The organism is Tumebacillus avium, assembly GCF_002162355.1.
Taxonomy (GTDB): Bacteria; Bacillota; Bacilli; order Tumebacillales; family Tumebacillaceae; genus Tumebacillus_A; species Tumebacillus_A avium.
In genome coordinates, this window is the sequence record NZ_CP021434.1 from 3,488,874 (window position 1) to 3,512,128 (window position 23,255).

The 23,255-nt window shown below is 55.7% G+C and carries 26 protein-coding genes; 25 read left to right on the top strand and 1 reads right to left on the bottom strand.

Features of this window, described 5'->3' with window-relative positions:
- Nucleotides 1-13: 13 nt before the first annotated feature.
- From CBW65_RS17065 to ispG, 20 genes are all read left to right on the top strand, one after another.
- Entirely contained in the window at nucleotides 14-1,075 is a 1,062-nt protein-coding gene (locus tag CBW65_RS17065) for a protein-glutamate methylesterase/protein-glutamine glutaminase (RefSeq protein ID WP_087457834.1), read from the top strand.
- A 13-nt stretch (nucleotides 1,076-1,088) separates the two neighbouring features.
- Nucleotides 1,089-3,143, top strand: a complete 2,055-nt coding sequence (locus tag CBW65_RS17070; protein ID WP_087457835.1) for a chemotaxis protein CheA — start codon at nucleotides 1,089-1,091, stop codon at nucleotides 3,141-3,143.
- A gap of 14 nt (nucleotides 3,144-3,157) precedes the next feature.
- Complete coding sequence (locus CBW65_RS17075) at nucleotides 3,158-3,634, top strand: chemotaxis protein CheW (RefSeq protein ID WP_087457836.1); 477 nt, start codon at nucleotides 3,158-3,160, stop codon at nucleotides 3,632-3,634.
- 6 nt (nucleotides 3,635-3,640) lie between these two features.
- Nucleotides 3,641-4,264 (top strand): chemotaxis protein CheC, encoded by a 624-nt coding sequence (locus CBW65_RS17080; protein WP_087459277.1) that lies wholly within the window; start codon nucleotides 3,641-3,643, stop codon nucleotides 4,262-4,264.
- Nucleotides 4,261-4,740: a chemotaxis protein CheD gene (locus CBW65_RS17085; RefSeq protein ID WP_087457837.1), complete on the top strand. Its 480-nt coding sequence runs from the start codon at nucleotides 4,261-4,263 to the stop codon at nucleotides 4,738-4,740. Before CBW65_RS17080 ends, CBW65_RS17085 begins: the two co-directional genes overlap by 4 nt.
- Entirely contained in the window at nucleotides 4,740-5,138 is a 399-nt protein-coding gene (locus tag CBW65_RS17090) for a hypothetical protein (RefSeq protein ID WP_087457838.1), read from the top strand. Before CBW65_RS17085 ends, CBW65_RS17090 begins: the two co-directional genes overlap by 1 nt.
- A 15-nt stretch (nucleotides 5,139-5,153) precedes the next feature.
- Nucleotides 5,154-5,942 carry a sigma-70 family RNA polymerase sigma factor gene (locus CBW65_RS17095; protein ID WP_087457839.1) on the top strand — a complete coding sequence of 263 codons (789 nt, stop codon included), beginning with the start codon at nucleotides 5,154-5,156 and terminating at the stop codon, nucleotides 5,940-5,942.
- Between the two features lie 27 nt (nucleotides 5,943-5,969).
- Nucleotides 5,970-7,400: a flagellar assembly protein A gene (locus CBW65_RS17100; RefSeq protein WP_087457840.1), complete on the top strand. Its 1,431-nt coding sequence runs from the start codon at nucleotides 5,970-5,972 to the stop codon at nucleotides 7,398-7,400.
- A gap of 17 nt (nucleotides 7,401-7,417) precedes the next feature.
- On the top strand, nucleotides 7,418-7,729 hold the full coding sequence (locus tag CBW65_RS17105) for a hypothetical protein (RefSeq protein WP_087457841.1): 312 nt from the start codon (nucleotides 7,418-7,420) through the stop codon (nucleotides 7,727-7,729).
- A 19-nt stretch (nucleotides 7,730-7,748) separates the two neighbouring features.
- On the top strand, nucleotides 7,749-8,327 hold the full coding sequence (locus CBW65_RS17110) for a DUF6115 domain-containing protein (protein ID WP_087457842.1): 579 nt from the start codon (nucleotides 7,749-7,751) through the stop codon (nucleotides 8,325-8,327).
- The gene (locus CBW65_RS17115; protein ID WP_087457843.1) at nucleotides 8,327-8,812 is read left to right on the top strand and encodes an MltG/YceG/YrrL family protein; all 486 of its coding nucleotides are present in this window, start codon (nucleotides 8,327-8,329) and stop codon (nucleotides 8,810-8,812) included. Before CBW65_RS17110 ends, CBW65_RS17115 begins: the two co-directional genes overlap by 1 nt.
- A 226-nt stretch (nucleotides 8,813-9,038) precedes the next feature.
- Entirely contained in the window at nucleotides 9,039-9,740 is a 702-nt protein-coding gene (gene rpsB / locus CBW65_RS17120) for a 30S ribosomal protein S2 (RefSeq protein WP_087457844.1), read from the top strand.
- Nucleotides 9,741-9,852: 112 nt separating this feature from the next.
- Nucleotides 9,853-10,503, top strand: coding sequence for a translation elongation factor Ts (tsf, locus tag CBW65_RS17125; RefSeq protein ID WP_087457845.1), 651 nt, complete (start codon nucleotides 9,853-9,855; stop codon nucleotides 10,501-10,503).
- 109 nt (nucleotides 10,504-10,612) lie between these two features.
- The gene (pyrH, locus tag CBW65_RS17130) at nucleotides 10,613-11,332 is read left to right on the top strand and encodes a UMP kinase (protein ID WP_087457846.1); all 720 of its coding nucleotides are present in this window, start codon (nucleotides 10,613-10,615) and stop codon (nucleotides 11,330-11,332) included.
- Nucleotides 11,333-11,339: 7 nt separating this feature from the next.
- On the top strand, nucleotides 11,340-11,897 hold the full coding sequence (frr, locus tag CBW65_RS17135; protein ID WP_087457847.1) for a ribosome recycling factor: 558 nt from the start codon (nucleotides 11,340-11,342) through the stop codon (nucleotides 11,895-11,897).
- A gap of 54 nt (nucleotides 11,898-11,951) precedes the next feature.
- Nucleotides 11,952-12,725, top strand: coding sequence for an undecaprenyl pyrophosphate synthase (locus CBW65_RS17140; RefSeq protein WP_087457848.1), 774 nt, complete (start codon nucleotides 11,952-11,954; stop codon nucleotides 12,723-12,725).
- Between the two features lie 12 nt (nucleotides 12,726-12,737).
- The gene (locus CBW65_RS17145) at nucleotides 12,738-13,550 is read left to right on the top strand and encodes a phosphatidate cytidylyltransferase (RefSeq protein WP_087457849.1); all 813 of its coding nucleotides are present in this window, start codon (nucleotides 12,738-12,740) and stop codon (nucleotides 13,548-13,550) included.
- A gap of 30 nt (nucleotides 13,551-13,580) precedes the next feature.
- Nucleotides 13,581-14,750 (top strand): 1-deoxy-D-xylulose-5-phosphate reductoisomerase, encoded by a 1,170-nt coding sequence (locus tag CBW65_RS17150; RefSeq protein ID WP_087457850.1) that lies wholly within the window; start codon nucleotides 13,581-13,583, stop codon nucleotides 14,748-14,750.
- Nucleotides 14,747-15,316 (top strand): hypothetical protein, encoded by a 570-nt coding sequence (locus tag CBW65_RS17155; RefSeq protein ID WP_087457851.1) that lies wholly within the window; start codon nucleotides 14,747-14,749, stop codon nucleotides 15,314-15,316. Before CBW65_RS17150 ends, CBW65_RS17155 begins: the two co-directional genes overlap by 4 nt.
- A 44-nt stretch (nucleotides 15,317-15,360) precedes the next feature.
- Nucleotides 15,361-16,449: a flavodoxin-dependent (E)-4-hydroxy-3-methylbut-2-enyl-diphosphate synthase gene (ispG, locus tag CBW65_RS17160; protein WP_269767958.1), complete on the top strand. Its 1,089-nt coding sequence runs from the start codon at nucleotides 15,361-15,363 to the stop codon at nucleotides 16,447-16,449.
- 55 nt (nucleotides 16,450-16,504) lie between these two features.
- Here the strand turns inward: ispG and CBW65_RS17165 are convergent, their stop codons facing one another.
- Nucleotides 16,505-17,338, bottom strand: coding sequence for a glycerophosphodiester phosphodiesterase (locus CBW65_RS17165; protein WP_087457852.1), 834 nt, complete (start codon nucleotides 17,336-17,338; stop codon nucleotides 16,505-16,507).
- 634 nt (nucleotides 17,339-17,972) lie between these two features.
- Between CBW65_RS17165 and CBW65_RS17170 the strand changes: the two genes are divergently transcribed.
- From CBW65_RS17170 to CBW65_RS17190, 5 genes are all read left to right on the top strand, one after another.
- Nucleotides 17,973-19,346, top strand: a complete 1,374-nt coding sequence (locus tag CBW65_RS17170) for an APC family permease (protein WP_087457853.1) — start codon at nucleotides 17,973-17,975, stop codon at nucleotides 19,344-19,346.
- Between the two features lie 15 nt (nucleotides 19,347-19,361).
- The gene (locus tag CBW65_RS17175) at nucleotides 19,362-20,120 is read left to right on the top strand and encodes an SDR family NAD(P)-dependent oxidoreductase (protein ID WP_087457854.1); all 759 of its coding nucleotides are present in this window, start codon (nucleotides 19,362-19,364) and stop codon (nucleotides 20,118-20,120) included.
- 69 nt (nucleotides 20,121-20,189) lie between these two features.
- Nucleotides 20,190-20,732 carry a hypothetical protein gene (locus tag CBW65_RS17180; RefSeq protein WP_087457855.1) on the top strand — a complete coding sequence of 181 codons (543 nt, stop codon included), beginning with the start codon at nucleotides 20,190-20,192 and terminating at the stop codon, nucleotides 20,730-20,732.
- 73 nt (nucleotides 20,733-20,805) lie between these two features.
- Nucleotides 20,806-22,524, top strand: a complete 1,719-nt coding sequence (locus CBW65_RS17185) for a proline--tRNA ligase (RefSeq protein ID WP_087457856.1) — start codon at nucleotides 20,806-20,808, stop codon at nucleotides 22,522-22,524.
- A gap of 67 nt (nucleotides 22,525-22,591) precedes the next feature.
- Nucleotides 22,592-23,215 (top strand): glycosyltransferase family 2 protein, encoded by a 624-nt coding sequence (locus tag CBW65_RS17190; protein WP_087457857.1) that lies wholly within the window; start codon nucleotides 22,592-22,594, stop codon nucleotides 23,213-23,215.
- Nucleotides 23,216-23,255 lie beyond the last annotated feature (40 nt).

Below are 23,255 nucleotides of genomic sequence, written 5' to 3' on the forward strand. Positions count from 1 at the left end.
GATGTTTGACAGGATGAGCCCGATCAAAGTTCTCGTTTGTGACGATTCAGCTCTTATGCGTCGCATCATTAGCGACATTTTGAAATCGGACCCCGAAATCATGGTGGTTGGAGCAGCTAAGAACGGCTTGGAAGCGCTTGAACTCATACCTCATTTAAAGCCGGACGTTCTTACCCTCGACATTGAGATGCCTGTTCTCAACGGTCTGGAAGCGCTCCCGATGATCTGGCGACGATTCAAACTGCCGACGATCATGCTGTCCTCTTTGACGCAGGACGGGGCAGAAGCGACGATCAAGGCGCTGGAACTGGGCGCGTTCGATTTTGTCGGCAAACCTTCGGGGGCGATCTCGCTCGATCTGCGCATCGTCGGCGAAGAGCTGGTCGCCAAGGTTAAAGCGGCCGCGAAGAAAGACCAAGTCGTGCGCAGCACCACCTATTTCAAGCCGTTGGCAAAACCGATTCCCACACCTCCCAAGCCCATGCGGGCGGGGAAGCGGGTGGAAGAGATCATCGCCATCGGCACTTCAACGGGCGGACCGCGGGCTTTGCAGGTCGTCTTGTCACACTTGCCGGCCGAACTTCCGGCTGCTGTCGTCATCGTGCAGCACATGCCGCCCGGTTTTACAAAGTCACTCGCCACGCGGCTCGACCACTTGTGTCAAGTGCGCGTGCACGAAGCGGAGCACGGTCAGGTGTTAGAAGAAGGGCATGTCTACATCGCACCAGGGGACTTTCATATGAGAATCGTGGAGCATCGCCCTCATACCTATCGAACGGAGCTTTCTCAAGAACCGCAGGTCGGCGGACATCGCCCGGCGGTAGACATCCTGTTTGATTCGGTCGCCGCTTTGCGCGATGTGCGCGTCACCGCCGCTATCCTGACCGGGATGGGCGGAGACGGTTCCAACGGCATGGTCAAGATCAAGAAAAGCGGCGGTCGCACGATCGCCGAAGCGCAGGAGTCATGTGTAGTATTTGGAATGCCGCGTTCCGCGATCGCCAAAGGTTGTGTCGATACTGTAGTTCCCCTGGATCGTATTGCGGACGAGCTTAGAAAATCGTGGAAACGCTAGGAGGTGCCTTGATATGGACATGAATCAATACCTTGATATGTTCATTGAAGAATCAAAAGAGCATCTGCAGGCCATCAACGAAAGCCTGCTTGCTTTAGAGCAATCACCTCAGTCGCTCGATATCGTCAACGTTGTGTTTCGCTCCGCTCATACCCTCAAAGGAATGGCGGCGACGATGGGCTTTGAGAAGATGACGCATTTGACTCATGAAATGGAGAACGGGCTTGATCTGATGCGCAATGGCATCCTCGCTGTAAACGGCGATGTGATGGACGTGCTGTTTAGCTGCGTGGATATCCTCGAAGGGCAGCTGAACCAGATCATCGAAGCGGGCAACGACAGCGCTTCTGACATCGAGCAGACCGTTCAGAAGCTCAAAGAGCTGGTGACCGGCAAGCCTTCCGCAAGCACTGGTGCTGCTCCGGCAGCCGCTGCGGAAGTGACGGAAGACGGACTCTTGTTCAACGAATATGAATCGACGATCCTACGCCAATCGCAGGAGAGCGGGTTCAGCGCTTACAAGATCATCGTCACCCTGAACGAAAAGTGCATCATGCGCGCCGCTCGTGCTTATATGGTGTTTGATGCTTATGAGCGCACCGGCGAAATCATCAAGTCCGATCCGAGCGTAGAGGACTTGGAAGAAGAAAAGTTCGAGAAGGACTTCATGATCGTCCTCGTCACCAAAAAGGACCTGGAAGGCGTCCGCACGATCGGGATGAACATCTCCGAAGTGGCTGACGTCAAGGTCACGCCGATTCAAGTGGAACTGCAAGCTGAGCCGGTACAAGCCTCCAAGGCGGAAGTGGCAGCCGCTGCAGCGCCTGCAGCAGTTGTACAGGCAGCTCCCCAAGCGCCTGCTGCTGTTGCCGATGCCAAAACACCGCTTGTCCAAGATCACAAGAAGTCGCAGATCGGCAAGTCGGTCCGTGTTGACATCGACCGTCTGGATGTCCTGATCAACCTGTTCTCGGAACTGGTCATCGACCGCACGCGTCTGGAGCAGATTTCTAAAGAAATCGGAAACAACGACCTGATTGAGACGGTCGAACATATGAGCCGCATCTCCACCGACCTGCAGAACCTGGTGATGACGATCCGCATGGTGCCGGTCGATACCGTCTTCAACCGCTTCCCGCGCATGATCCGCGATCTGGCGCGGGAACTCGGCAAGAAGGTCGACTTCGTCATCCGCGGCCAAGAGACAGAGCTCGACCGCACCGTCATCGACGAAATCGGCGATCCGCTTGTGCATCTCTTGCGCAACTCGATCGACCACGGTCTGGAAGTTCCGGCGAAGCGCCTGGAGCAAGGCAAAAGCGAAACGGGCCGCGTCGAACTGGTCGCGTTCCAATCGGGCAACCACGTCTTCATCGAAATCACCGATGACGGCAACGGCATCAACCGCGATGGCGTGCTGAAAAAAGCGATCGACAAAGGGCTGGTCGACCCGCTTGCTGCGGAATCGATGCCGGACATTCAAGTGTTCGATCTGCTGTTCCACTCCGGATTCTCCACGGCGGAGAAGATCTCCGACATCTCCGGCCGCGGCGTCGGCCTCGACGTGGTCAAGACGAAGATCGAATCGCTTGGCGGCCGCGTGGTGGTGCAGTCCACTCCGGGACAAGGCACCAAGTTCTCGATTCAGCTCCCGCTGACCCTGTCGATCATTCAGGCGATGCTGGTGCAGATCGCAGACGAAAAATACGCGATTCCGCTCTCCTCGATCATCGAGACGGCGATCATCAAAAAGACCGACATCAAACGCGTGCATCGCCAAGATGTCATCGACTTCCGCGGCAAAGTCGTTCCGCTGCTCGACCTCGAAAAGACCTTCTCCGTACCGCGCGAAGTTGCGGACACGACAGATGAAGTCAACGTGGTCATCGTCCGCAAAGGCGACAAGATGGCGGCGCTTTCGGTCGACTTCTTCATCGGTCAGCAGGAAGTGGTGCTCAAGTCGCTCGGCAAATACCTGAGCGGCACGGTGTTCGCAATTTCCGGCGCAACCATCCTCGGCGACGGCCAAGTCGCGCTGATCATGGATTGCAACGCTTTGATTCAATAAGGAGGGGACAAGTCATGTTGGAGCGCAAAGATATCGTGGAAGAAATCAAGGTAATCGTGTTTAGTCTGGTGGACGAAGAGTACGGCGTGGAAGTCGCGCAAGTACGCTCGATCGAAAAAATGCAAAACATCACCCGCGTCCCGCGCACGCCGGACTTTGTCAAAGGCGTCATCAACCTGCGCGGCGTGGTCACTCCGGTCATCGACCTGAAGACCCGCTTCTCGCTGGGTGAAGAATCGTACACCGACTCCACCCGCATCATCATCGTGGCGGTGGAAGACATGGAAGTGGGCCTGATCGTCGACGCGGCAAACGATGTCATCGACATCCCGGTCAACTCGATCGAACAGCCGCCGGCAGTTGTCGGCGGGATCAAAGCTTCCTACCTGCGCGGTGTTGCAAAACTGGAAGACCGACTGCTCATCATGCTGAACCTCGACAAGGTACTCAGCAACGAAGAGATCCAAGCGATGTCGACGTTGGAGCGCTAAGCTATGATGGAGGATATCCGAAATCTCGGAGAAATCCAACTAAGCTGCCTGCGCGAAGTGGGGAACATCGGAGCCGGACATGCGGCGACCGCGTTGTCCAAGCTGCTGCATTCCGACATTCAAATGAACGTGCCCCGCGTCTCGGTCGTTGGCTTTGACGAGATTGCAGACGTCGTGGGCGGCGCCGAACAGTTGGTGATCGGGATTTTCCTGCGCATCGAGGGCGAACTGCCGGGCAGCATTTTTTTCCTGCTGCATCAGGAGAGCGCCAAGCGTCTGGTCTCCGGTCTGGTCGGCGAATACGGCTCAGGCGAGCAGGATGTTTTTTCCGAGATGGAGATCTCCGCACTCCAGGAGATCGGGAATATCTTGGCAGGCTCCTACCTCTCTTCGCTGGCCGATTTTACGAAAAAAGACACGTCGCCGACTCCGCCTGCGCTGGCTGTCGATATGGCGGGCGCGATTTTGAGCATCGGCATGATTCAATTGGGACAGGTGTCCGACTACGCTTTGGTGGTCGACACGGAGTTTCGCCAAGGGGAGTTGGAAATTCATGGTCACTTCTTCCTGCTCCCTGACCCCGGTTCTGTCAATTTATTGTTCCAGTCTTTAGGGGTGGAGAGCGCATGAATGTGATCAGAGTGGGAATGGCCGACCTCGGCACCGCAACATCTCCTGACTCGCTGCGCACCACCGGGCTCGGGTCGTGCGTAGGCATCGCTTTGTTCGACCCGCAGGCCAAGGTGGCCGGGCTCGCCCACATCATGCTCCCTGCTGCGGCGAACGCGGACGAAAAAAACCGGGCTAAGTATGCCAATACGGCAGTTCCGATGCTGATCCAGCTGATGGAGCAGCAAGGCGCCAACAAAAAACGGATGATCGCCAAACTGGCCGGCGGCGCACAGATGTTTACGTTTGCCGGACAAAGCGACCTGATGCGAATCGGGCCGCGCAACGTGGAAGCGGTCAAACAGGCGCTGACAGCGTTTACCATTCCGGTCACAGCGGAAGACACCGGCGGCAACTGCGGCCGTACGATCGAGCTGAGCGGCGCGGATGGAGCGTTAGTGATTCGAACAGCAAAGCAAGGAGTTACGACGATCTGATGAAGCAAAAACAAAGCAGACTTGGGCTGCAAGTTGGTCTTGGCGTGTTTGGATTCTTTCTGGCGATGGGTTTGTCGCTGGCCGCCGGAAACACGATGCTTACCAGTCTGACCCGCGGGGCCGTCGGGTTGCTTGGTCTGTTTGTTTTCGGCTACGTTTTGAAATTGATCCTGCGCATCTTTGTTGGGGACCCGCAAGGCGAAGAGGTGCGCGGTCAACATATCGATCTGTTGCTTCCCGAACAGCTGCCGGTAAGCACGCCGGAAGGGAAATCGCGCCAGGGTGAGCCGGAGCATGATTTCGTCCCGCTGCATCAGGCGCTGACCCAAGAGCCGCTCTCCGATGACGAGGCTCGCAAGATGGCAGAAGCATTGCGGCATCTCAAAGATACGGACTGATAGGTGGTGGTGGAGATGAAGCAACTGCAGCATTTGGAGCAGACAGACCTTTTATGGACACGTTGGCAGCAAGATCATGACAAACAGGCGCGCGATGCTCTCGTTGTCGCTCATCTTCCACTGGTGCAAAAAGTCGTCTACAAGATGTCGAGCACATGGAATGCTGCCGTCAACTTTGACGATCTGATCAGCATGGGCACGCTTGGGCTGATCGAGGCGATCGAGCGTTTCGACCCGCTCCGGGGCTATGAGTTTGTCACGTTTGCCACGTGGCGGATTCGCGGGGCGGTGCTCGACGGGCTGCGCAGCCAGGACTGGGTGCCGCGCTCCTTGCGCACGAAGGCGAAAGAGATCGAGGCGGCCTACGCGGGACTGGAGCATGAACTGCTCCGCTCCGCTGAAGACGAGGAGATCGCCGCGCGTCTGAACATGCCGATCGCGGAATTTCGGCAGACATTATATGAATTGTCCGTTTCGCCGCTGGTGTCCTTGGACGGAATTCTGAAAAAGGATGACACGGACAGCACCGTGACAGTAGCTGATACGATCATCGATCCGAATGCTCCCCAGCCTGAGTCATCTATGGAACGGTCGATGGTGCAAGACGTGTTGACGAAGGTTCTGACGAGACTCCCGGAAAAAGAACGTCTTGTTGTGACGCTGCATTACTATGAGGAATTTTCGTTTAAAGACATCGCGGAGATTTTGGAGCTGTCCGGCTCCCGGGTTTCCCAACTGCATACCAAGGCGATCTATCGGCTTCGAGGAGCCTTGAGCCGTCTGAAGCAAGAGTTGAGAGGCTAAGGGGTTTTGACAGTGGGGGGGAATAGCATGGAGCACAAACAAGACGAGAATGTCTTTTGGCTCAAGAACTGTAAAGTCACCGTCGAAGGCGGCTTGACAGCATACATGACGTTGAGCGAGACATTACTTCAAGAACAGAATTTCCCGCAATTGACCTATAACGGCTTGGTGGAATATTTGCGTCATAACGGCGTCACGTTTGGCATCGACATGGTATCCTGCCAGCAGATCTGCATGAATCCGCGCGGCTACATCGGCTTTAAGCAGAAAGTTGCAACCGGCAAAGCGCCGATCAACGGCGACAATGCGGTGATCGACATTCTGCTCGAAGACACCCAGCACGTTCCGCGCGAACTGGAAGACGGACGCGTCGACTTCTTTGATCTGGGCGTGGTGCGCACCGTGCACAAAGGGCAAATCCTGGCGAAAAAGAAAACGCCGACAGAAGGCGTGCAGGGCGTTGGGGTAAACGGAGCTCCGATCATGGCGAAACCGGGTCGGGATTATCGGCTTCCACAAGGGAAAAATACGGTGATCAGCGAAGACGGGCTCATGCTGCTCGCGGACAGAGACGGTCATGTCTCCTACACGCCGCGCGATGTGAAAATCCATGTCTTCGATGTATTTGAAGTAAACAGCGATATCGACTTCTCGGTCGGCAATATCGATTTTCTCGGCAATGTCCGCATTCGCGGCAATGTGCTGCCAGGCTTTCGCATCGTGGCGGCCGGCGACATCGAAATCGCCGGCAATGTGGAGAACGCAGTCCTCGAAGCGGGCGGTGACATCATCATTCGCGGCGGTGTCCAGGCGCGCGGCAAAGGCCTGATTAAGGCGGGCGGGACCGTTCGGGCGCGCTTTATGCAAGGGGCGGTTGTCGAATCGGGCGTTGATGTGATCGTGCGCGATTCGATCATGCACTGCAACATCTCCGCCGGGCGCAACATCATGATGGAAGCGCAAAAGGCGGTGATCGTCGGCGGCTTGGTACGCGCCGGGGAAGAGGTGCGCACGCGTACGCTCGGCTCTCCGATGGCAACTCCGACCGAGGTGGAAGTTGGCGTCCATCCGCATCTGCGGAATGAAATGCAGGAGTTGCATCAGAAGATGAAAGACCTGCAGCAGAACATGGACAAGACGAAAAAAGCGCTGGCGTTGCTCGACAACATGGCAGGCATCGGCAATCAGCTCCCGCCTGACAAAGCGGCGCTGCGCCAGAACCTGACCGCCACCTACCAGCATTACATGAGCGAGGAAGAGGAACTGATGTTTCGCCGCTCGGAGATCGAAGCGATTTTGCTCGATACCAGACGGGCAAAAGTATATTGTCTGGATATCCTGTACGGCGGTGTGAAACTCACGCTGGGTCAGCAGGTCGCGTATTTGCGTGACACGCGCACCGGCCCTGTCGTCTACGGGATTGCGGATGGAGAATTGACAACGAGCGTCGTCTACTAGTCGGGAGGTGCGGTCTGATGTCACTCAAAGCGGTGGAATTGCAAGTTGCGGTGCCAAGAACGGTTGAACACAGCAGACAGATGCAAAACCAGCAGCACCAGACCATCCTGGCCAACGCGATGCATGCGGAAGCCTTGACGGGACAGTCGGTGGAGCGAGATCAGACGGTTACCCGATCCGATGAAAACGCGCGCGCAGAACTCCGCGACAAGCGGGAGGGCAGCGAACGGCAGGAGAGCGGACAGGACCGGTCTCAAGACGGCAGGCAGCAAGACGAGGCGGCTGCTCCTCATCCCTATAAAGGACACCGCTTGGACATCAAGATGTAAGAGAGCGGGGACAGCACTGATGGTGAATCAACTCTATCTCTACGTAGCACTGATCGGACTCGCGCTCGTCCTGTACGCGCTCACCCGCACGAAAGGGACAGCCAAAGCCCCGGTACCGGAGCGCTCAGTACCGGCTGCGGCGCCGGCAGTCGATCAGGAGCTCAAAGATCTGCTCGATAATTTCATGAATGAGCTGGAGCGGGACAACGTCAAACTGATCGACGGCTTTACGAAGCTCCAGATTGAGCACAAAGAACAGATCGCAAGTCAAAACAAGATCATCCGCACCCTGGAAAAGCGCATCGTCGAACTCGAAGCCAAGCTGGCCGACGCTCCGGAACTGGTCCTTCCGCAGGTGGTAGAAACGCCTGTGGCAGCAGAAGCGGCAGTCGAAGCCAAATCGGAACCGGCGGTGGCGGCGCAAGAAGCGGTGCTGGAAGAGCCCGCGAAGCCGGCTTTTGTGATGCACGAAAAATATGCGCAGGTGCTCACATTATCGCGCCAGGGATACTCTCCCGAACAGATCGCCCGTGAGACGAGCATCGGCGTTGGCGAGATCCTGCTTGTCATTGGTCTGGCCAAGCGAGGTGAAGCCTGATGGAACGCAGACTCTTTTTCCTCGGGCTTGGGACGGGGCTGATCGCGGCTACGCTGGTGATTGGCGCAGGCAGTTCCCTCGTAAAGGATTCGTCCGACGCTGAGCCCAAACAGGCCGCCCCGACTGAGCAGGCAACCGAAGTCGATTGGCAGCAGGCGGCCAAGCAGGCCGGGATGGTCGTTTTGAAGAAGGACGACTACCAGCAGCAACTGACCAAGGCGCAAGCGGACGGAGCCAAGCAAAAGGAAGCTGAGCTGAAGAAAAACACCGCGAGCAGCGGTGTATTTGTCTACATTCAGCCCGGCATGGGCACGACCGATGTGGCGATCCTGCTGCAGGCGGCAGGCGTGCTTCAGGACGGTAATCGGCTGATCGCGCTACGCGAAGACTGGCCGAATCCAATTCGCGCGGGCACGTATGAGCTGAAGAAGAATTCCGACCCGCAGGAAGTGTTACAAACCATCGCGACACCGCCTTCCGAATAGGCGGATTTTGCCGTTTCAGGAACAACCGGGCATGAAACACCAGGCCTGGTTGTTTTTTTCTTGGCAGGTCTTGCACAAGCTTGTCCCGTGTGCTATAGTAATCAACGGTGTGAAAACACAACACACGCCTGCCTGACTGTTTCGAAGGTGCTGGCCCTCGGGGCGAGTGTCGAAGCGGATTGACGGCGGCGGAGGAAAAAACCATTTTGAGAGGAGGCTGACGATCATGGCGATCATCAGCATGAAACAACTGCTTGAGGCAGGTGTACACTTCGGGCATCAGACCCGTCGTTGGAACCCGAAAATGTCTCGCTACATCTTCACCGAACGTAACGGTATTTACATCATCGACCTTCAAAAGACTGTTAAGAAGGTAGAGGAAGCGTACAACTTTGTTCGCGACCTGTCCGCTGAAGGCAAAGACCTTCTGTTTGTCGGCACCAAGAAGCAAGCTCAAGATTCCGTTAAGGAAGAAGCAGAGCGCGCTGGCCAGTACTTCGTTAACCAACGTTGGTTGGGCGGCACTCTGACCAACTTCTCCACCATTCAAAAGCGTATCAACCGTCTGAAGAAGCTCGAAACCATGGAGCAAGACGGCACTTTTGAAGTCCTTCCGAAGAAAGAAGTTATCATCCTGAAGAAGGAAATGGAACGTCTCGAGAAGTTCTTGGGCGGTATCAAGGACATGAGAGGTATCCCGGGCGCACTGTTCATCATCGACCCGCGCAAAGAGCGCATCGCGGTTGCTGAAGCACGCAAACTGGGTATCCCGATCGTTGCAATCGTTGACACCAACTGCGATCCGGACGAGATCGACTACGTAATTCCGGGCAACGACGATGCAATCCGCGCGGTGAAACTGCTCACCGGTAAGATTGCTGACGCGATCCTGGAAGGTCGTCAAGGCGAAGATAACACAAACGAGTAGTATTCGAGAGGGTGGCTTTAGGGTGTAAAGCCCTAACCACCCTTTTTCCCTACTCGATCAGGGTAACCACTCTCTAATAATGGGTAAGATACAACCAAGGAGGGAAATGACAATGACCATTTCTGCTGGACTTGTTAAAGAACTGCGTGAGAAAACCGGCGCAGGCATGATGGACTGCAAAAGAGCTCTTGTTGAAACCGACGGTGACATGGAAAAAGCGATCGACTTCCTGCGTGAAAAAGGCCTCGCAGCTGCTGCGAAGAAATCCGGCCGTATCGCTGCTGAAGGTCTTGTAGAATCCTACATCCACGCTGGCGGCAAAATTGGCGTTCTGCTCGAAATCAACTGCGAAACTGACTTCGTAGCTAAGAACGATGACTTCAGAGGCTTTGTTCGTGACATCGCAATGCACATCGCAGCGGCGAAACCTACATACCTGACCCGCGAAGAAGTTCCGCAAGATGTAATCGAACACGAAAAAGAAATCCTGCGCGCTCAAGCGCTTAACGAAGGCAAGCCGGAAAACATCGTCGACAAGATGGTAGAAGGCCGCGTTCAAAAGTACTACAAAGAAAACTGCCTGCTCGAGCAAGGGTTTGTTAAAGACCCGGACAAGTCGATCGAGACCATCGTAAAAGAAAAGATCTCGACGATCGGTGAAAACATCAACATCCGTCGCTTCGTTCGTTGGGAGATGGGTGAAGGCCTCGAGAAGAAAGTTGATAACTTCGTAGAAGAAGTTATGAACCAAGTTAAGAAGTAAGCTTGCAACTTTAAGGTCACCGATGGGAACACTTTCCGTGTTCCCTTTTTTTAAGCCAAGGCAGGAAATGGATAAATCACGTAGAAACTACTGTATTGGAGGATAGGCAATGCTTCAACCAAAATATAAGCGTGTCATTCTCAAATTGAGCGGTGAGGCACTTGCAGGTGTTGCCGGTTATGGGATTACGGCACCGGTTATCTCCTCAGTTGCGCTGCAGATTCGCGATATCGTTGAACTGGGCGCACAAGTAGCCGTTGTTGTAGGTGGCGGCAACATTTGGCGCGGTGTCTCCGGCAGCAAGCAGGGCATGGATCGTGCGACGGCAGACTATATGGGGATGCTGGCGACTGTGCTGAACGCACTCGCCTTGCAGGATGCGCTCGAAAACATCGGTGTTGATACACGTGTGCAGACATCCATTGAAATGCGCCAGGTAGCAGAGCCATACATAAGACGCAAGGCCATCCGGCACTTGGAAAAGAGCCGTGTTGTCATCTTTGCAGCAGGCACCGGTAACCCGTACTTCTCGACCGACACCACCGCAGCGCTTCGGGCGGCGGAGATCGAGGCGGAAGTCATCCTCATGGCGAAAAATAACGTGGACGGCGTCTATGATGCCGACCCGAAAAAAGTAGCTACAGCGACCAAGTTTGAGACGCTTTCCTATATGGATGTGCTGAACAAAGGGCTTGGTGTGATGGATACGACGGCGATTACGCTGTGCATGGATAACAAAATTCCGATCGTTGTATTCAACATTTCGGAAGAAGGCAACATCAAACGAGCGATCCTCGGCGAAGAGATCGGAACTACTGTTGAGGGGTGATCCACAAATGGTCAACGAACTGATGAAGAACCTGAATGACCGTATGGAAAAAGGGATTGGCAACGTAAAGCGCGAGTTCGCAAGCGTTCGCGCAGGCCGCGCAACTCCGGCTTTGCTCGACCGCGTGCAAGTTGATTACTACGGCAGCGCAACTCCGATCAGCCAAGTGGCGAACGTTTCTGCTCCGGAACCGCGCATGCTGGTGATCCAGCCGTGGGACAAAGGTACGCTTGGCGACATCGAAAAGGCGATCATCAAGGCTGACCTCGGCCTGACGCCGACCAACGACGGTTCGGTCATCCGCATTTCGATCCCGCAGCTGACCGAACAGCGCCGCCAGGATCTGGCGAAGATGGTCAAGAAGATGGCGGAAGAAGGCCGTGTTGCGATCCGCAACATTCGCCGCGACATCAACGACGACCTGAAGAAACTTGAGAAAAACGGCGAGATTTCCGAAGACGAAAGCCGTCGCACGCAAGAGAAAGTGCAAAAGGAAACCGACCGTTTCATCGGGGAAATTGACAAGCTGCTGGTGGCTAAAGAAGCAGAAATCATGGAAGTATAAACCGTCGCCCCCCTTGGCAAGAGGGGGGTATTTTTGACGTGGGGGACATCCTGTATGTTACAACGACTCATTCGTTTTTTTCAAAAAGCATCGCAAGAACAGACAGATGAACATGGGATCGTTTTGGACAGCGTGCCAAACCACGTAGCCATCATTATGGACGGGAACGGACGCTGGGCCAGAAGACGCGGCCTGCCGCGCATCGCCGGCCATCGCGCCGGGATGCAGACCGTTAAGGAGATCACCAGGGCTGCTGATGACATCGGCGTCAAGGTGCTGACGTTGTACGCGTTCTCCACGGAGAACTGGAAGCGCCCGACCGATGAAGTTGATTTTCTGATGCGGCTACCGGAAGAGTTTTTGCGGATGGAACTGGAAACGCTGATGAAGAGGAACTGCCGCATCCGCATCCTCGGCTATCCGGAAGGATTGCCCGAGCATACGCGCCAAGTCGTGACGGACGCGGAGATCAAAACAAAAGACAACACCGGTCTTATTTTGAATATTGCTCTGAACTACGGAAGCCGCGCGGAGATGCTGCAAGCGGTCAAGCAGATCGCGCAAGACGTGGCCGACGGTGTCCTGCAAGTGGAGGACATCAATGAACAGTCGATGGACAACGCGCTGTTGACTCGCGGGCTGCCCGACCCGGACCTGATGATTCGCACGTCCGGCGAAGTGCGCCTGTCCAACTTCCTGCTGTGGCAGGTTGCGTACACCGAACTTTGGTTTACCGATATGTTCTGGCCTGATTTCAAAAGGGAAGACTTCTTCCACGCCATTCGCGAGTTTCAAGGGCGGGGCCGGCGATTTGGCGGACTAAAATAGGAGGGACGCACCATGTTATACCAACGAGTCCTGACCGGCGTGATCGGCGGCGCCCTCTTTCTTGGTGTCGTCTGGCTGGGCGGCATACCGTTTCACCTGCTACTGGCTCTGCTCGCCGTTTTAGGGTACCGTGAGCTGGTGAAAATGCGGGGCTTTGGCAGCTTGTCCGCTCCGGCGCTGCTCGGCTATATCGTTACGCTGGTCTTGGTGACCAACCCGCTGTGGCGGGACAACTGGCAGCTTTCGGCTGCACCCGATTCGATTTCGAACTTTTGGCTGATTGTCGTACTGTTCGCTTTTTTGACAACCAGCGTTGTGACCAAGAACCGTTACACGTTTCAAGATATGGGCTTTCTGTTTGCCGGTACGCTCTATCTTGGTCTCGCGTTTCAAAGCGCCTCTCTGCTTCGCACGGAAGAGGGCTTGGGACTGCACTATTTTCTGTTCCTTTTGATCTTGATGTGGACAACCGACTCGGCCGCCTATTTTGTCGGACGGTCGCTGAAAGGCCCCAAGATCTGGCCTGCGATCTCGCCGAACAAAACGGTGTCCGGTTCTGTAGGCGGCGTGGTGGCGGCTGTCGTCGTCGGCGCGATTTTTGCCGCGATGTACGACTTGCCCTTTGGGCCGTGGCTGCTCTTGTCGGCGGTGCTTTCGATCGTCGGGCAGCTCGGTGATTTTGTGGAATCCGGATTAAAACGGTCGCTTAACGTCAAAGACTCCGGCACGTTGCTGCCGGGGCACGGCGGTGTGCTCGACCGATTTGATAGCTTGATCTTTAGCGCGCCGATCGCGTATTACTGCATTTTGGCGCTCATACACTAGCTTTGAACGCACCAGATATGAGGTGACTGAATGTCTCGAACGATCGCATTGCTCGGCTCGACCGGGTCGATTGGCACGATGACGCTGGACGTTGTGCAAAGCCACCCCGAAGAGTTTCGAGTCGCAACTTTGGCAGCAGGTCGCAACATCGACCTGCTGCTCTTGCAAATAGAACAGTTTCGTCCTGAGATTGTCAGTGTTGCTGATGAAGCAGGGCGGGACGCCGTGCGAGCGCGCTTTGGCTCGCAGGTCGAAGTGCTGACCGGACTGGAAGGTCTGATTGCCTGCGCCACCCATCCCGACGTGGACGTGGTAGTGACGGCCGTGGTCGGCTCGGTTGGACTCCTGCCGACGATGAAGGCGCTGGAGGCGGGCAAAGACATCGCGCTGGCCAACAAAGAAACGCTGGTCGCAGCCGGTCACCTGGTGATGGAGCTGGCCCAGGCAAAAGGCTGCGCGATCCTGCCGGTAGACAGCGAGCATTCGGCGATCTATCAGTGCCTGCACCGCGAACGTCCTGTCGATGTTGACCGCATCATTTTGACAGCGTCGGGCGGCTCTTTCCGCGACAAAACGCGCGAGGAGATGCAAGTCGCCACCGTCTCGGGCGCTTTAAACCATCCGAACTGGGCGATGGGGGCGAAGATTACGGTCGACTCCGCGACGCTGATGAATAAAGGCTTGGAAGTGATCGAAGCGCACTGGCTGTTCGGAATGCCGTATGACCGCATCGATGTGGTCGTGCACCCGGAAAGCATCGTGCATTCGCTCGTCGAATTTGTGGACGGCTCGGTGCTGGCTCAGCTTGGCTCTCCCGACATGCGCATCCCGATTCAGTATGCGCTGGCATACCCGAACAGGCTGCCCGCGCCATTCAAACGGCTCAACCTGCTGGAGGTGGGCCAACTGCATTTTCGCGCACCAGACTTTGAGCGCTTCCCGCTCCTGCGCATGTGCTTTGAGGCTGGCAAGGCGGGCGGTTCGATGCCGACGGTGCTCAACGCGGCCAATGAGGTGGCCAATGAGCTGTTCCGTAAGGAGCAGATCGGCTTCCTCGACATTGAGCGGACGGTGGAGCGCGTGATGGACCGCCATACGCTGCACACTCATCCGAGCCTCGAAGACGTGATGGCAGCGGATTCGTGGGCACGTCAGCAGGCGCTGGAAGTTGTGCGCGACTTGGAAACGGGCGGCAGATGAGCCAACCGGCGCTTGATGCTGCCCTGGTCAAAATCGCCCGGGCGTTCGCAAGTGAAGAGATCGTGTGGGGAGTAGGCGGTTCGCGCCTGCTCCTTGCGCATGGAATTGCAAGTGCGGCGCGTGATTTGGATCTGCTGGTCACCGAAAGTACGGCCGGGCGTGCCAAGGAACTGCTGCAAACGATTGGCAGAGGTGAGGCGGGGCTGCCCAAGCCGCCTTTTTGCTCCCATATGTTTATGCAGTTCACCGTCGATAGCACGGAGACCGATCTGATCGCCGGCTATTCGATCTCACACGAAGCGGGCGTCTATGAGCAGCAGTTCTCTGCGGAATCTGTGACGGGCAGCCTGGTGCTGGGAGACGCGCAGATCCCGCTGACGGCGCTGGAGGACTGGTATGTGACGTATCAGCTCTACCCAGCCAAAGCGCAGAAGGCGGAGCAGATCGAAGCATATTTTACAAAAAATGGGGTAGCGCACCCTGAGTTGCTCAGGCTGGCTCTGCAAGGGGAATTGCCGGAACGGGTGCGTGTACGAATCGAGCGGTTGCTGGTACAATTGTCTTAGGATCTCTCGCAGGCACCAAGACATTGAAATGGGAGAGTGTAAGTATGTTGATTCATCGTTCCAAGACGCGGCCGATTCAGGTTGGCGATGTCACGATCGGCGGTTCGGACTCCGTTGTCCTGCAGTCGATGACCATGACCAAGACGGCCGATGTAAAAGCGACCGTCGAACAGATCAAGCGCCTCGAAGATGCAGGCTGCCAGATCGTTCGTGTCACCGTTAACAACATGGAAGCGGCAGAAGCGATCAAAGAGATCAAACGCCAGATCTCGATCCCGCTGGTCGCTGACATTCACTTTGACCATAAGCTGGCTGTCAAAGCAGTGCAAAACGGGATTGATAAAGTACGCATCAACCCGGGCAACATCGGCAAGCGCGAGAAGGTAGAAGAGGTTGTCAAAGCGTGCAAAGAGCGCGGTGTGCCCATTCGGATCGGGGTCAACGCCGGGTCGCTTGAGAAGCACATCCTTGACAAATATGGCTATCCGACCGCACAAGGGATGCTGGAAAGCGCGGAGCTGCACGTGGGCATCCTGGAAGACCTCGGCTTTGAAGACATCATCATCTCGATGAAGGCGTCTGACGTGCCGTTGGCGATCGAGGCGTACACGCTGGCTGCACAGCGTTTTAACTATCCGCTGCATCTCGGCATCACCGAGGCTGGCACGATCTTCTCCGGCACGGTGAAAAGCGCAGCAGGCCTTGGCGCGCTGCTGGCCAAAGGCATCGGCTCGACGATGCGCGTCTCCTTGTCTGCCGATCCGGTCGAAGAGATCAAAGTTGGCCGTGAGCTGCTCAAATCGTTTGGTTTGGCATCAAACGCGGTGACGCTGATCTCCTGCCCGACCTGTGGACGGATTGAGATCGACCTGATTTCGATCGCCAATGAGATCGAACAGTACGTCTCGACGATCAAAGCTCCGATCAAAGTCGCAGTGCTGGGCTGTGCTGTCAACGGCCCGGGCGAAGCGCGCGAAGCAGATATCGGCATCGCAGGTTCGCGCGGCGAAGGCCTGTTGTTCCGCCACGGCGAGATCGTCCGCAAGATTCCGGAAGCGACGATGGTTGAAGAGTTGAAAAAAGAGATCGATGCGCTGGCGAAGCAGTACGAACTGACCGGCTCGTTGAAGTAACCAAGCAAGGCGCTCAGACCACAATGGTCTGAGCGCCTTTTTTCTAAGCAACTTTTTATGGGGAAAGGGTATCGGTGATCACCGCATCGACTCCCATTTCGGTCAGGTGATGAATGTCTTGCGCGGCGTGCGCAGTCCACGGGGCGACTTTCATCCCCAGTTCATGCACGCGCTCGACGAGCGATGGCGTGACGAGCTGCAGTTTGGGATTGATATAGTCGGCGTAGGCAGCGTATCGCAACAGTTGCGAGTCTTTGAGCAGCTCGCCGCGTTTGACCAGCACTGCGAGCGGAACGTCAGGCGCGTAGTGGTGAAACTGTTGCAGCGAGCGGATGTCGAACGATTGGACGATGATCTTGCTGTCCGCGTGATGGAGGCGGTGCTGCTGCAAAAGCGCGGACAGTTTTTGTTCGATGCCCGGGTAGCGCGATGGGACTTTTAATTCAAGCAAGAGACCGGTTGCTCCGCCATAGCGGGTCAGCACTTCATCGAGGGTCGGGAGCTTCGTCCCGCGAAACGCCGGATGAAATTTTTGACCGGCATCAAGCGCGCGAAGTTGATCCAGCGTCAGGTCTTTGACCGCGCCGGTTCCATTGGTGGTGCGGTCGACCGTAGCGTCGTGGAGGACGATCAACGCACCGTCACGGCTCATCTGAATGTCCAATTCTAAGAAATCGGCCTGCAGTTCGACGGCAGCGTCAAATGCAGGGATGGTGTTTTCCGGAGCAAGCATAGCAGCACCGCGATGGGCGATGAGCGGCATGTCAGTTAGCAGAGAAGGATGACTGGAATCCGGGATGGCCAAGGATACGGCTGACGCATCCGATGCAAAAAACGCCAAAAGTGATGACAACATCAGTGTTGCAGCGAGGTTTCGATAACGTTTCAAGGTGCCCACTCCTCATCGTGTCCTGCCTCTACTGTATCCGAATTGTAGTATTTTGTCTATTCGGATTATTTAGAAAATTGTTTACCCGTAGGCCTAAAGGAGTAAGTGGCAGCTGTTGCCAGTAAAAATTTTGAAACGATATTAAAATTCTTCGAAAGTTAGAGCGGAGAAGGGGATCAGGACTGTTGGACTAAGCGGGGGGAGGCGGAAAAATAAAGAATATGAATCTTGATAAATTACTAAAATGAAAACGGAACCCCTATATCTAGGGCTTTACGTCTAGATCGATGTAGTACCTTTTTCCTGTTTTAACTGATTTTTCGCTAGTTCTAAAGGGATTTGTTATAAAAGTGTGATACTCTATATATAGGGGAATTAACGAAGGGCCGTAATGTCTTTTGTTGAAGTTGTTTGAGAAATTTTCGGACAAACTCACATAAGTGGTTACAAAACTTGCGCGTTAATGTATAATGAACAAAAAATAATAATTCAATCCAACGGGATATTCGATCACAAGTAAAGTTAGAACATTAAGATTTAAATGAATATTCCGAACTGGCGGTAGGGACTTGTTTATTTCCATTGTGGGGGAATATCCAAAAATCCTTAGCGGAAATGGAAGAGGTGTGTTGGCATGGCACAGATGGAGATGCAAACTGGTTCAAGTTTTAGCTACAAACAAGAGTTGAAAAGAACGCTGACGTTCAAAGATCTTGTCATCTTTGGCTTGGTGACGATGCTTCCGATTGCGCCTGCTCAAGTTTATGGCCTGATCGCGCCAAGCAGCTTTGGGATGACGCCGCTTGTCTATCTGGTCGGGATCATCGCAATGTTGTTTACAGCGCTTTCGTATAGCAAGATGAGCCGCGAGTTTCCGTACGCCGGCTCGGTGTATTCCTTCGTCCAGCGCGGCTTGAACCCGCACATCGGGTTTGTCACCGGCTGGCTGATCATCATCGACTACATCTTGGTGCCGGCGCTCTTGTATTCATTCGCCGGGATCTGGATCTCCGGGGTCATCCCGTCCGTTCCGGCGTTTGTGTGGGTGATCGTGTTTCTGATCATCAACACCTACATCAACGTCAGAGGCGTGTCGCTGGCGGCGAAGACGAACTTCATGTTCCTGATCGTCGAGCTGCTGACGGTGTTTCTGTTCCTCTGGTTTGCCATCAAGTACGTGTTTATTGACGGCGGCGGTGCAGGCGGCTTCTCGGCAGCGCCGCTCTACCAGCCCGACAAGGTCGACTTCAGCTTCCTGGCGGCAGCAGCTTCGATTGCGGTGCTTGGCTTCCTTGGATTTGACTCGATCTCGACATTGTCGGAAGAAGTGAAGAACCCGAAAAAGACCGTGGGCAAGGCCACGATCGCAGCACTCGTGCTGATCGGCGCTCTGTTCATCGTGCAAGCTTACATGGCCGCTCTGGTGCAGCCGGACTACACCGGTCTCCATCCGGACATGGCGTTCTTTGACATCACGCGCATCGTCGGCGGCGACTTCCTCTACTTCATGTGGATCATGGTCGGCGTGGCTGCGGTCGGCATCGCCAATGCTTTGACGGTGCAGGCTGCCATCTCCCGCATCTTGTACTCGATGGGCCGGGACAAGCTGCTGCCGTTCTCGGGCTTCCTCGGCAAGATTCACCCGAAGCATCAGACGCCGGCAAACGCGACGTATTTCGTAGCCCTGCTGTCTGTCGTGATCGCGGCGTTTCTCGATCTGGAGACGATCATCAAGTACATCAACTTCGGTGCGCTGACCTCGTTTATGATCTTGCACATCACAGTGATCTACCACTTCTTCTTCCGGAAGAAGGAACGCAGTGTAAAAGGAGTGATCGGGTATCTGATCTTCCCGCTGCTCGGGTTTGGCGTGCTGCTGTTTGTCTGGATGGGATTTGACACGATGACGTATGTGTTAGGCTTCTCGTGGCTGGCGATCGGGGTAGTCGTCGGGTTCTTCAAATCAAAACGCTACAAAGAAGTGCCTCCTGCTTTGCAAGAGGTCTAAAGAGGAGGGGCAACGATGAGACTTGCTGACAAAATTGCAATCGTCACCGGAGCGGCGCAAGGGATCGGAGCTGCGACAGCCCGCCGTTTTGCGCAGGAAGGGGCGCGAGTCGTACTGACCGATGTGCTGGAATCTGGCGCCGGGGTCGCACAGGAAATACGCGATGGCGGCGGCCAAGCTGAATTTTTCCGGGCGGATATCTCGAAAGCTGCCGACGTGCAGGCGCTGGTTGCGTTTACGGTGGAGCGCTTTGGCGCTTTGAACATCATCTGCAACGTCGCCGGGATCAACATTCCGGGCTCGGTGGTCGATCTGGAAGAAGAGATCTGGGACCGCACGTTTGCGGTGAACGTCAAGTCGATGTTCCTGACCGCCAAATACGGCATTCCGGAAATGCAAAAGTCGGGCGGCGGCTCGATTATCAACACCGGGTCGGCCAACTCGCTGGTCGCAGAGCCGCTCCTGTCCGCTTATGTGGCGTCCAAAGGGGGCATCCTGATGCTGACCAAGCAGATGGCGCTCGACTTTGCCAAAGACAACATCCGCGTCAACTGCGTCTGCCCGGGTTGGGTCGACACGACGATCAACGATGCGCACCATGACCTGTTTGGGGGGCGCGCCGTGCTGGAAACGATGATCGCTGACGTGCAGCCGATCGGCCGCGTGATTCGGCCGGAGGAGATCGCCGACGTCAATCTGTTCCTCGCCTCTGACGAATCGTCGTCGATGACCGGCAGCGCGATCGTCTGTGATGGAGGCATCACCGCGAAATAAATTGGACAAGCTCTCCCCAGACGATACGTTTGGGGAGTTTTGTTTTTGCGGGTCAGGGAGGATGACGAGATGAAACTGCAAACACCGCTTGGAACGATAAATTTTGTTTGGACGACAGAAAAGGAGTCGGGAACAGAAGCGGAAGGCACGCTGCAGCGGGTCGGGGTCACGAAGTTTCTAAAAAGCAAAGGGGTCAAACAGATCTGGGCGGCTTACTGGCGCATGCAGATAAAAGGCGACCCGGGGCTCGTGCGCTTTTCGTTTGCGTGGGAGCCAGGGTATCTGTGGAACGATGACATCGGGTCGAACTCCGGACAATACTTGGATGCATACAGGTATTCAACCGACGAGTGGAACCTGTCGATCGGGACGGACGATGAAGAAATGTTAGGCATCCGCGCCAAGCAGGGCCAGGGAATCCCAATCCACGCGCAGTTTCATGATGCGGAGTATGAGGAGGGGGGCTTTTCCGTCCCGATCGGCGGTCTGAAAGACGGGGACGAGTGCTGGATTTATTTTGCCGTCGCCTGGGCGAAAGCGTCGGACGATGTCGGGGACTGGCTGGCGGTCGATACGGCCAATTGGAAATACAGAATGCCTTTCGTACGCTAGATTTCGCTTTGTGTTTTGGTACGAAATACCTTACAATAATGAATCATGGAGTCTAGACTTGGAGGAACTCACCATGCGTCAAAACAAGATGATCCTTCCCACGCTGAGAGAGGTGCCGAAAGAAGCAGAAATCACCAGCCACAGGCTGATGCTGCGCGCAGGCCTCATTCGCCAGCTCGCTTCGGGGATCTATACATATCTGCCACTGGGCTATCGCGTCCTGAAAAAAGTGGAGCGCATCGTCCGCGAAGAGATGGAGCGCGCAGGCGCACAAGAACTGTTGTTCTCCGCGCTGCAGCCGGCCGAGCTGTGGCATCAGACCGGCCGCTGGGATGACTACGGCCCGGAGCTCGTTCGCCTGAAAGACCGTCATGACCGCGACTTTGTCCTCGGTCCGACCCACGAAGAAGTTATCACCACTTTGGTGAAGCAGGAGATCTCTTCGTACAAAAAGCTCCCGGTCAATCTGTTCCAGATCCAGACCAAATACCGTGACGAGCGCCGTCCGCGCTTTGGCGTGATGCGCGCCCGCGAGTTTGTGATGAAAGACGCTTATTCGTTCCACACGTCGTGGGACGATCTCGATGTCACCTATAAAACGATGTACACCGCTTACAGCAACATCTTCTCCCGCCTCGGCCTGTTCTTCCGTCCGGTCGAAGCCAATGCCGGCGCGATCGGCGGCGAAGGCGAGAACCATGAGTTCATGGCGATGGCTGCTGTCGGGGAAGACACGATTGCCGTCTGCTCGCACTGCGACTACGCGGCCAACCTGGAAAAAGCAGAAGCGGCAGATGTGCCGGCTGCAGGCCTTGAGCCGACCGCAGACGCTCCGGCGTTTGAAAAGCTGCACACCCCGGGCACCAAGACGATCGACCAGTTGGTAGCGGCACTTGGTCTGGAAGCGTCCGTCTTCCTGAAGACCCTCGTTTATCTCGCTGACGGCCAGCCGGTGGTAGCGGTCGTGCGCGGCGACCACGATGTCAATGAAGCGAAACTGAAAGACCTTATCGGAGCGACCGCGCTGGAGATGGCGAACGACACCACGATCGAGCGCACCTTGGGCGCGCCGGTCGGCTTCATCGGCCCGGTCGGGCTGAAAGGCGTCCAGATCATCGTCGACAAGGCAGCAGCAGGCGTTGCAAGCGGTGTGACCGGCGCTAACGAGTCGGATTACCACCTGCAAAACGTCGTGGTCGGCCGTGACTTCACGCCGGACAAGGTAGCTGATATCCGCAACGTGGTCGAAGGCGACAAGTGCCCGAACTGCGGTGACGGCGCGCTGGAATTCCACCGCGGCATCGAGTGCGGCCACATCTTTAAGCTGGGGACCAAGTACTCTTCGAAGATCGGCGCGACCTATCTCGATGAAAACCAAAAGTCCCAAGACATCATCATGGGCTGCTACGGTATCGGCATCTCGCGCTGCCTCGCTGCGGTCATCGAGCAAAACAACGACGAAGGCGGCATCATCTGGCCGATTTCCGTCGCGCCGTTCCACGTGCATGTGATCCCGGTCAACGCCAAGGACGAAGAGCAGACGGCGATCGCGGAGAACCTCTACCGCCGCCTGCAGGCGCAAGGCGTCGACGTGCTGATCGACGACCGCGACGAACGTCCGGGCGTAAAGTTCAAGGATTCCGACCTGATCGGCATCCCGCTGCGCGTCACCGTAGGCAAGCGCGCAGGCGAAGGCATCGTTGAGTTTAAAGTGCGCAAGACCGGCGAGACGACCGAAGTGGCGATCGAGCAAGCGTACGAAGAGATCACCGGTCTGGTGCTCGGGCAGTAATCATTTGCCCGGCGCCGGAGATCAGGGGAGAGGAGACAGGGTGCTCTTTTGAAAAAGGAGTGAGACCTTGCTTACCTTGATTATCCCGGCCTATAACGAAGCGGAGAATATCGAAGCTGTGCTTGACGTTGTGGTGCAGATGCCCGATTTCCAGCAAATAGTTGTGATCGATGACGGTTCGGTCGACGGAACTTATGATAGAATCAAACAGTATCCGGTCGAATCGATCCGTTTTGATCACAACCGCGGCAAAGGCGCCGCGATCTGGGCGGGCGTCAAATTTGCACAGCATCCGTACATTATGCTGCTTGATGCAGATCTGATCGGGCTTCGCGAGAACCATCTGCGAAGTCTGATCGAACCTGTGGTTTACGGAGATGCGGCGATGTCGCTTGGCCTGTTTGGCACGGGGCGTTTTGCCACCGACTGGGCGCAGCGTGTGGCGCCGAATCTGTCCGGTCAACGCGTGCTGCGGCGTGAAGTGCTTGAATCTTTGCCGATGATTGAAGATACCCGCTACGGCGTGGAAGTGGCGCTTACCCGCCATGTCCGCCACTCGGGGCTGAAGGTGACCGAAGTGCCGCTCGAGGAGCTGACCCATCGGATGAAAGAGGAAAAATTGGGCCTGGTGCCCGGCTTCATGGCGCGGATGCGGATGTACTGGGACATCATGCGCGTATTGATTCGCTAGAGTTGATGTTAACTACGTATCATTTCATATAATCGAGGGG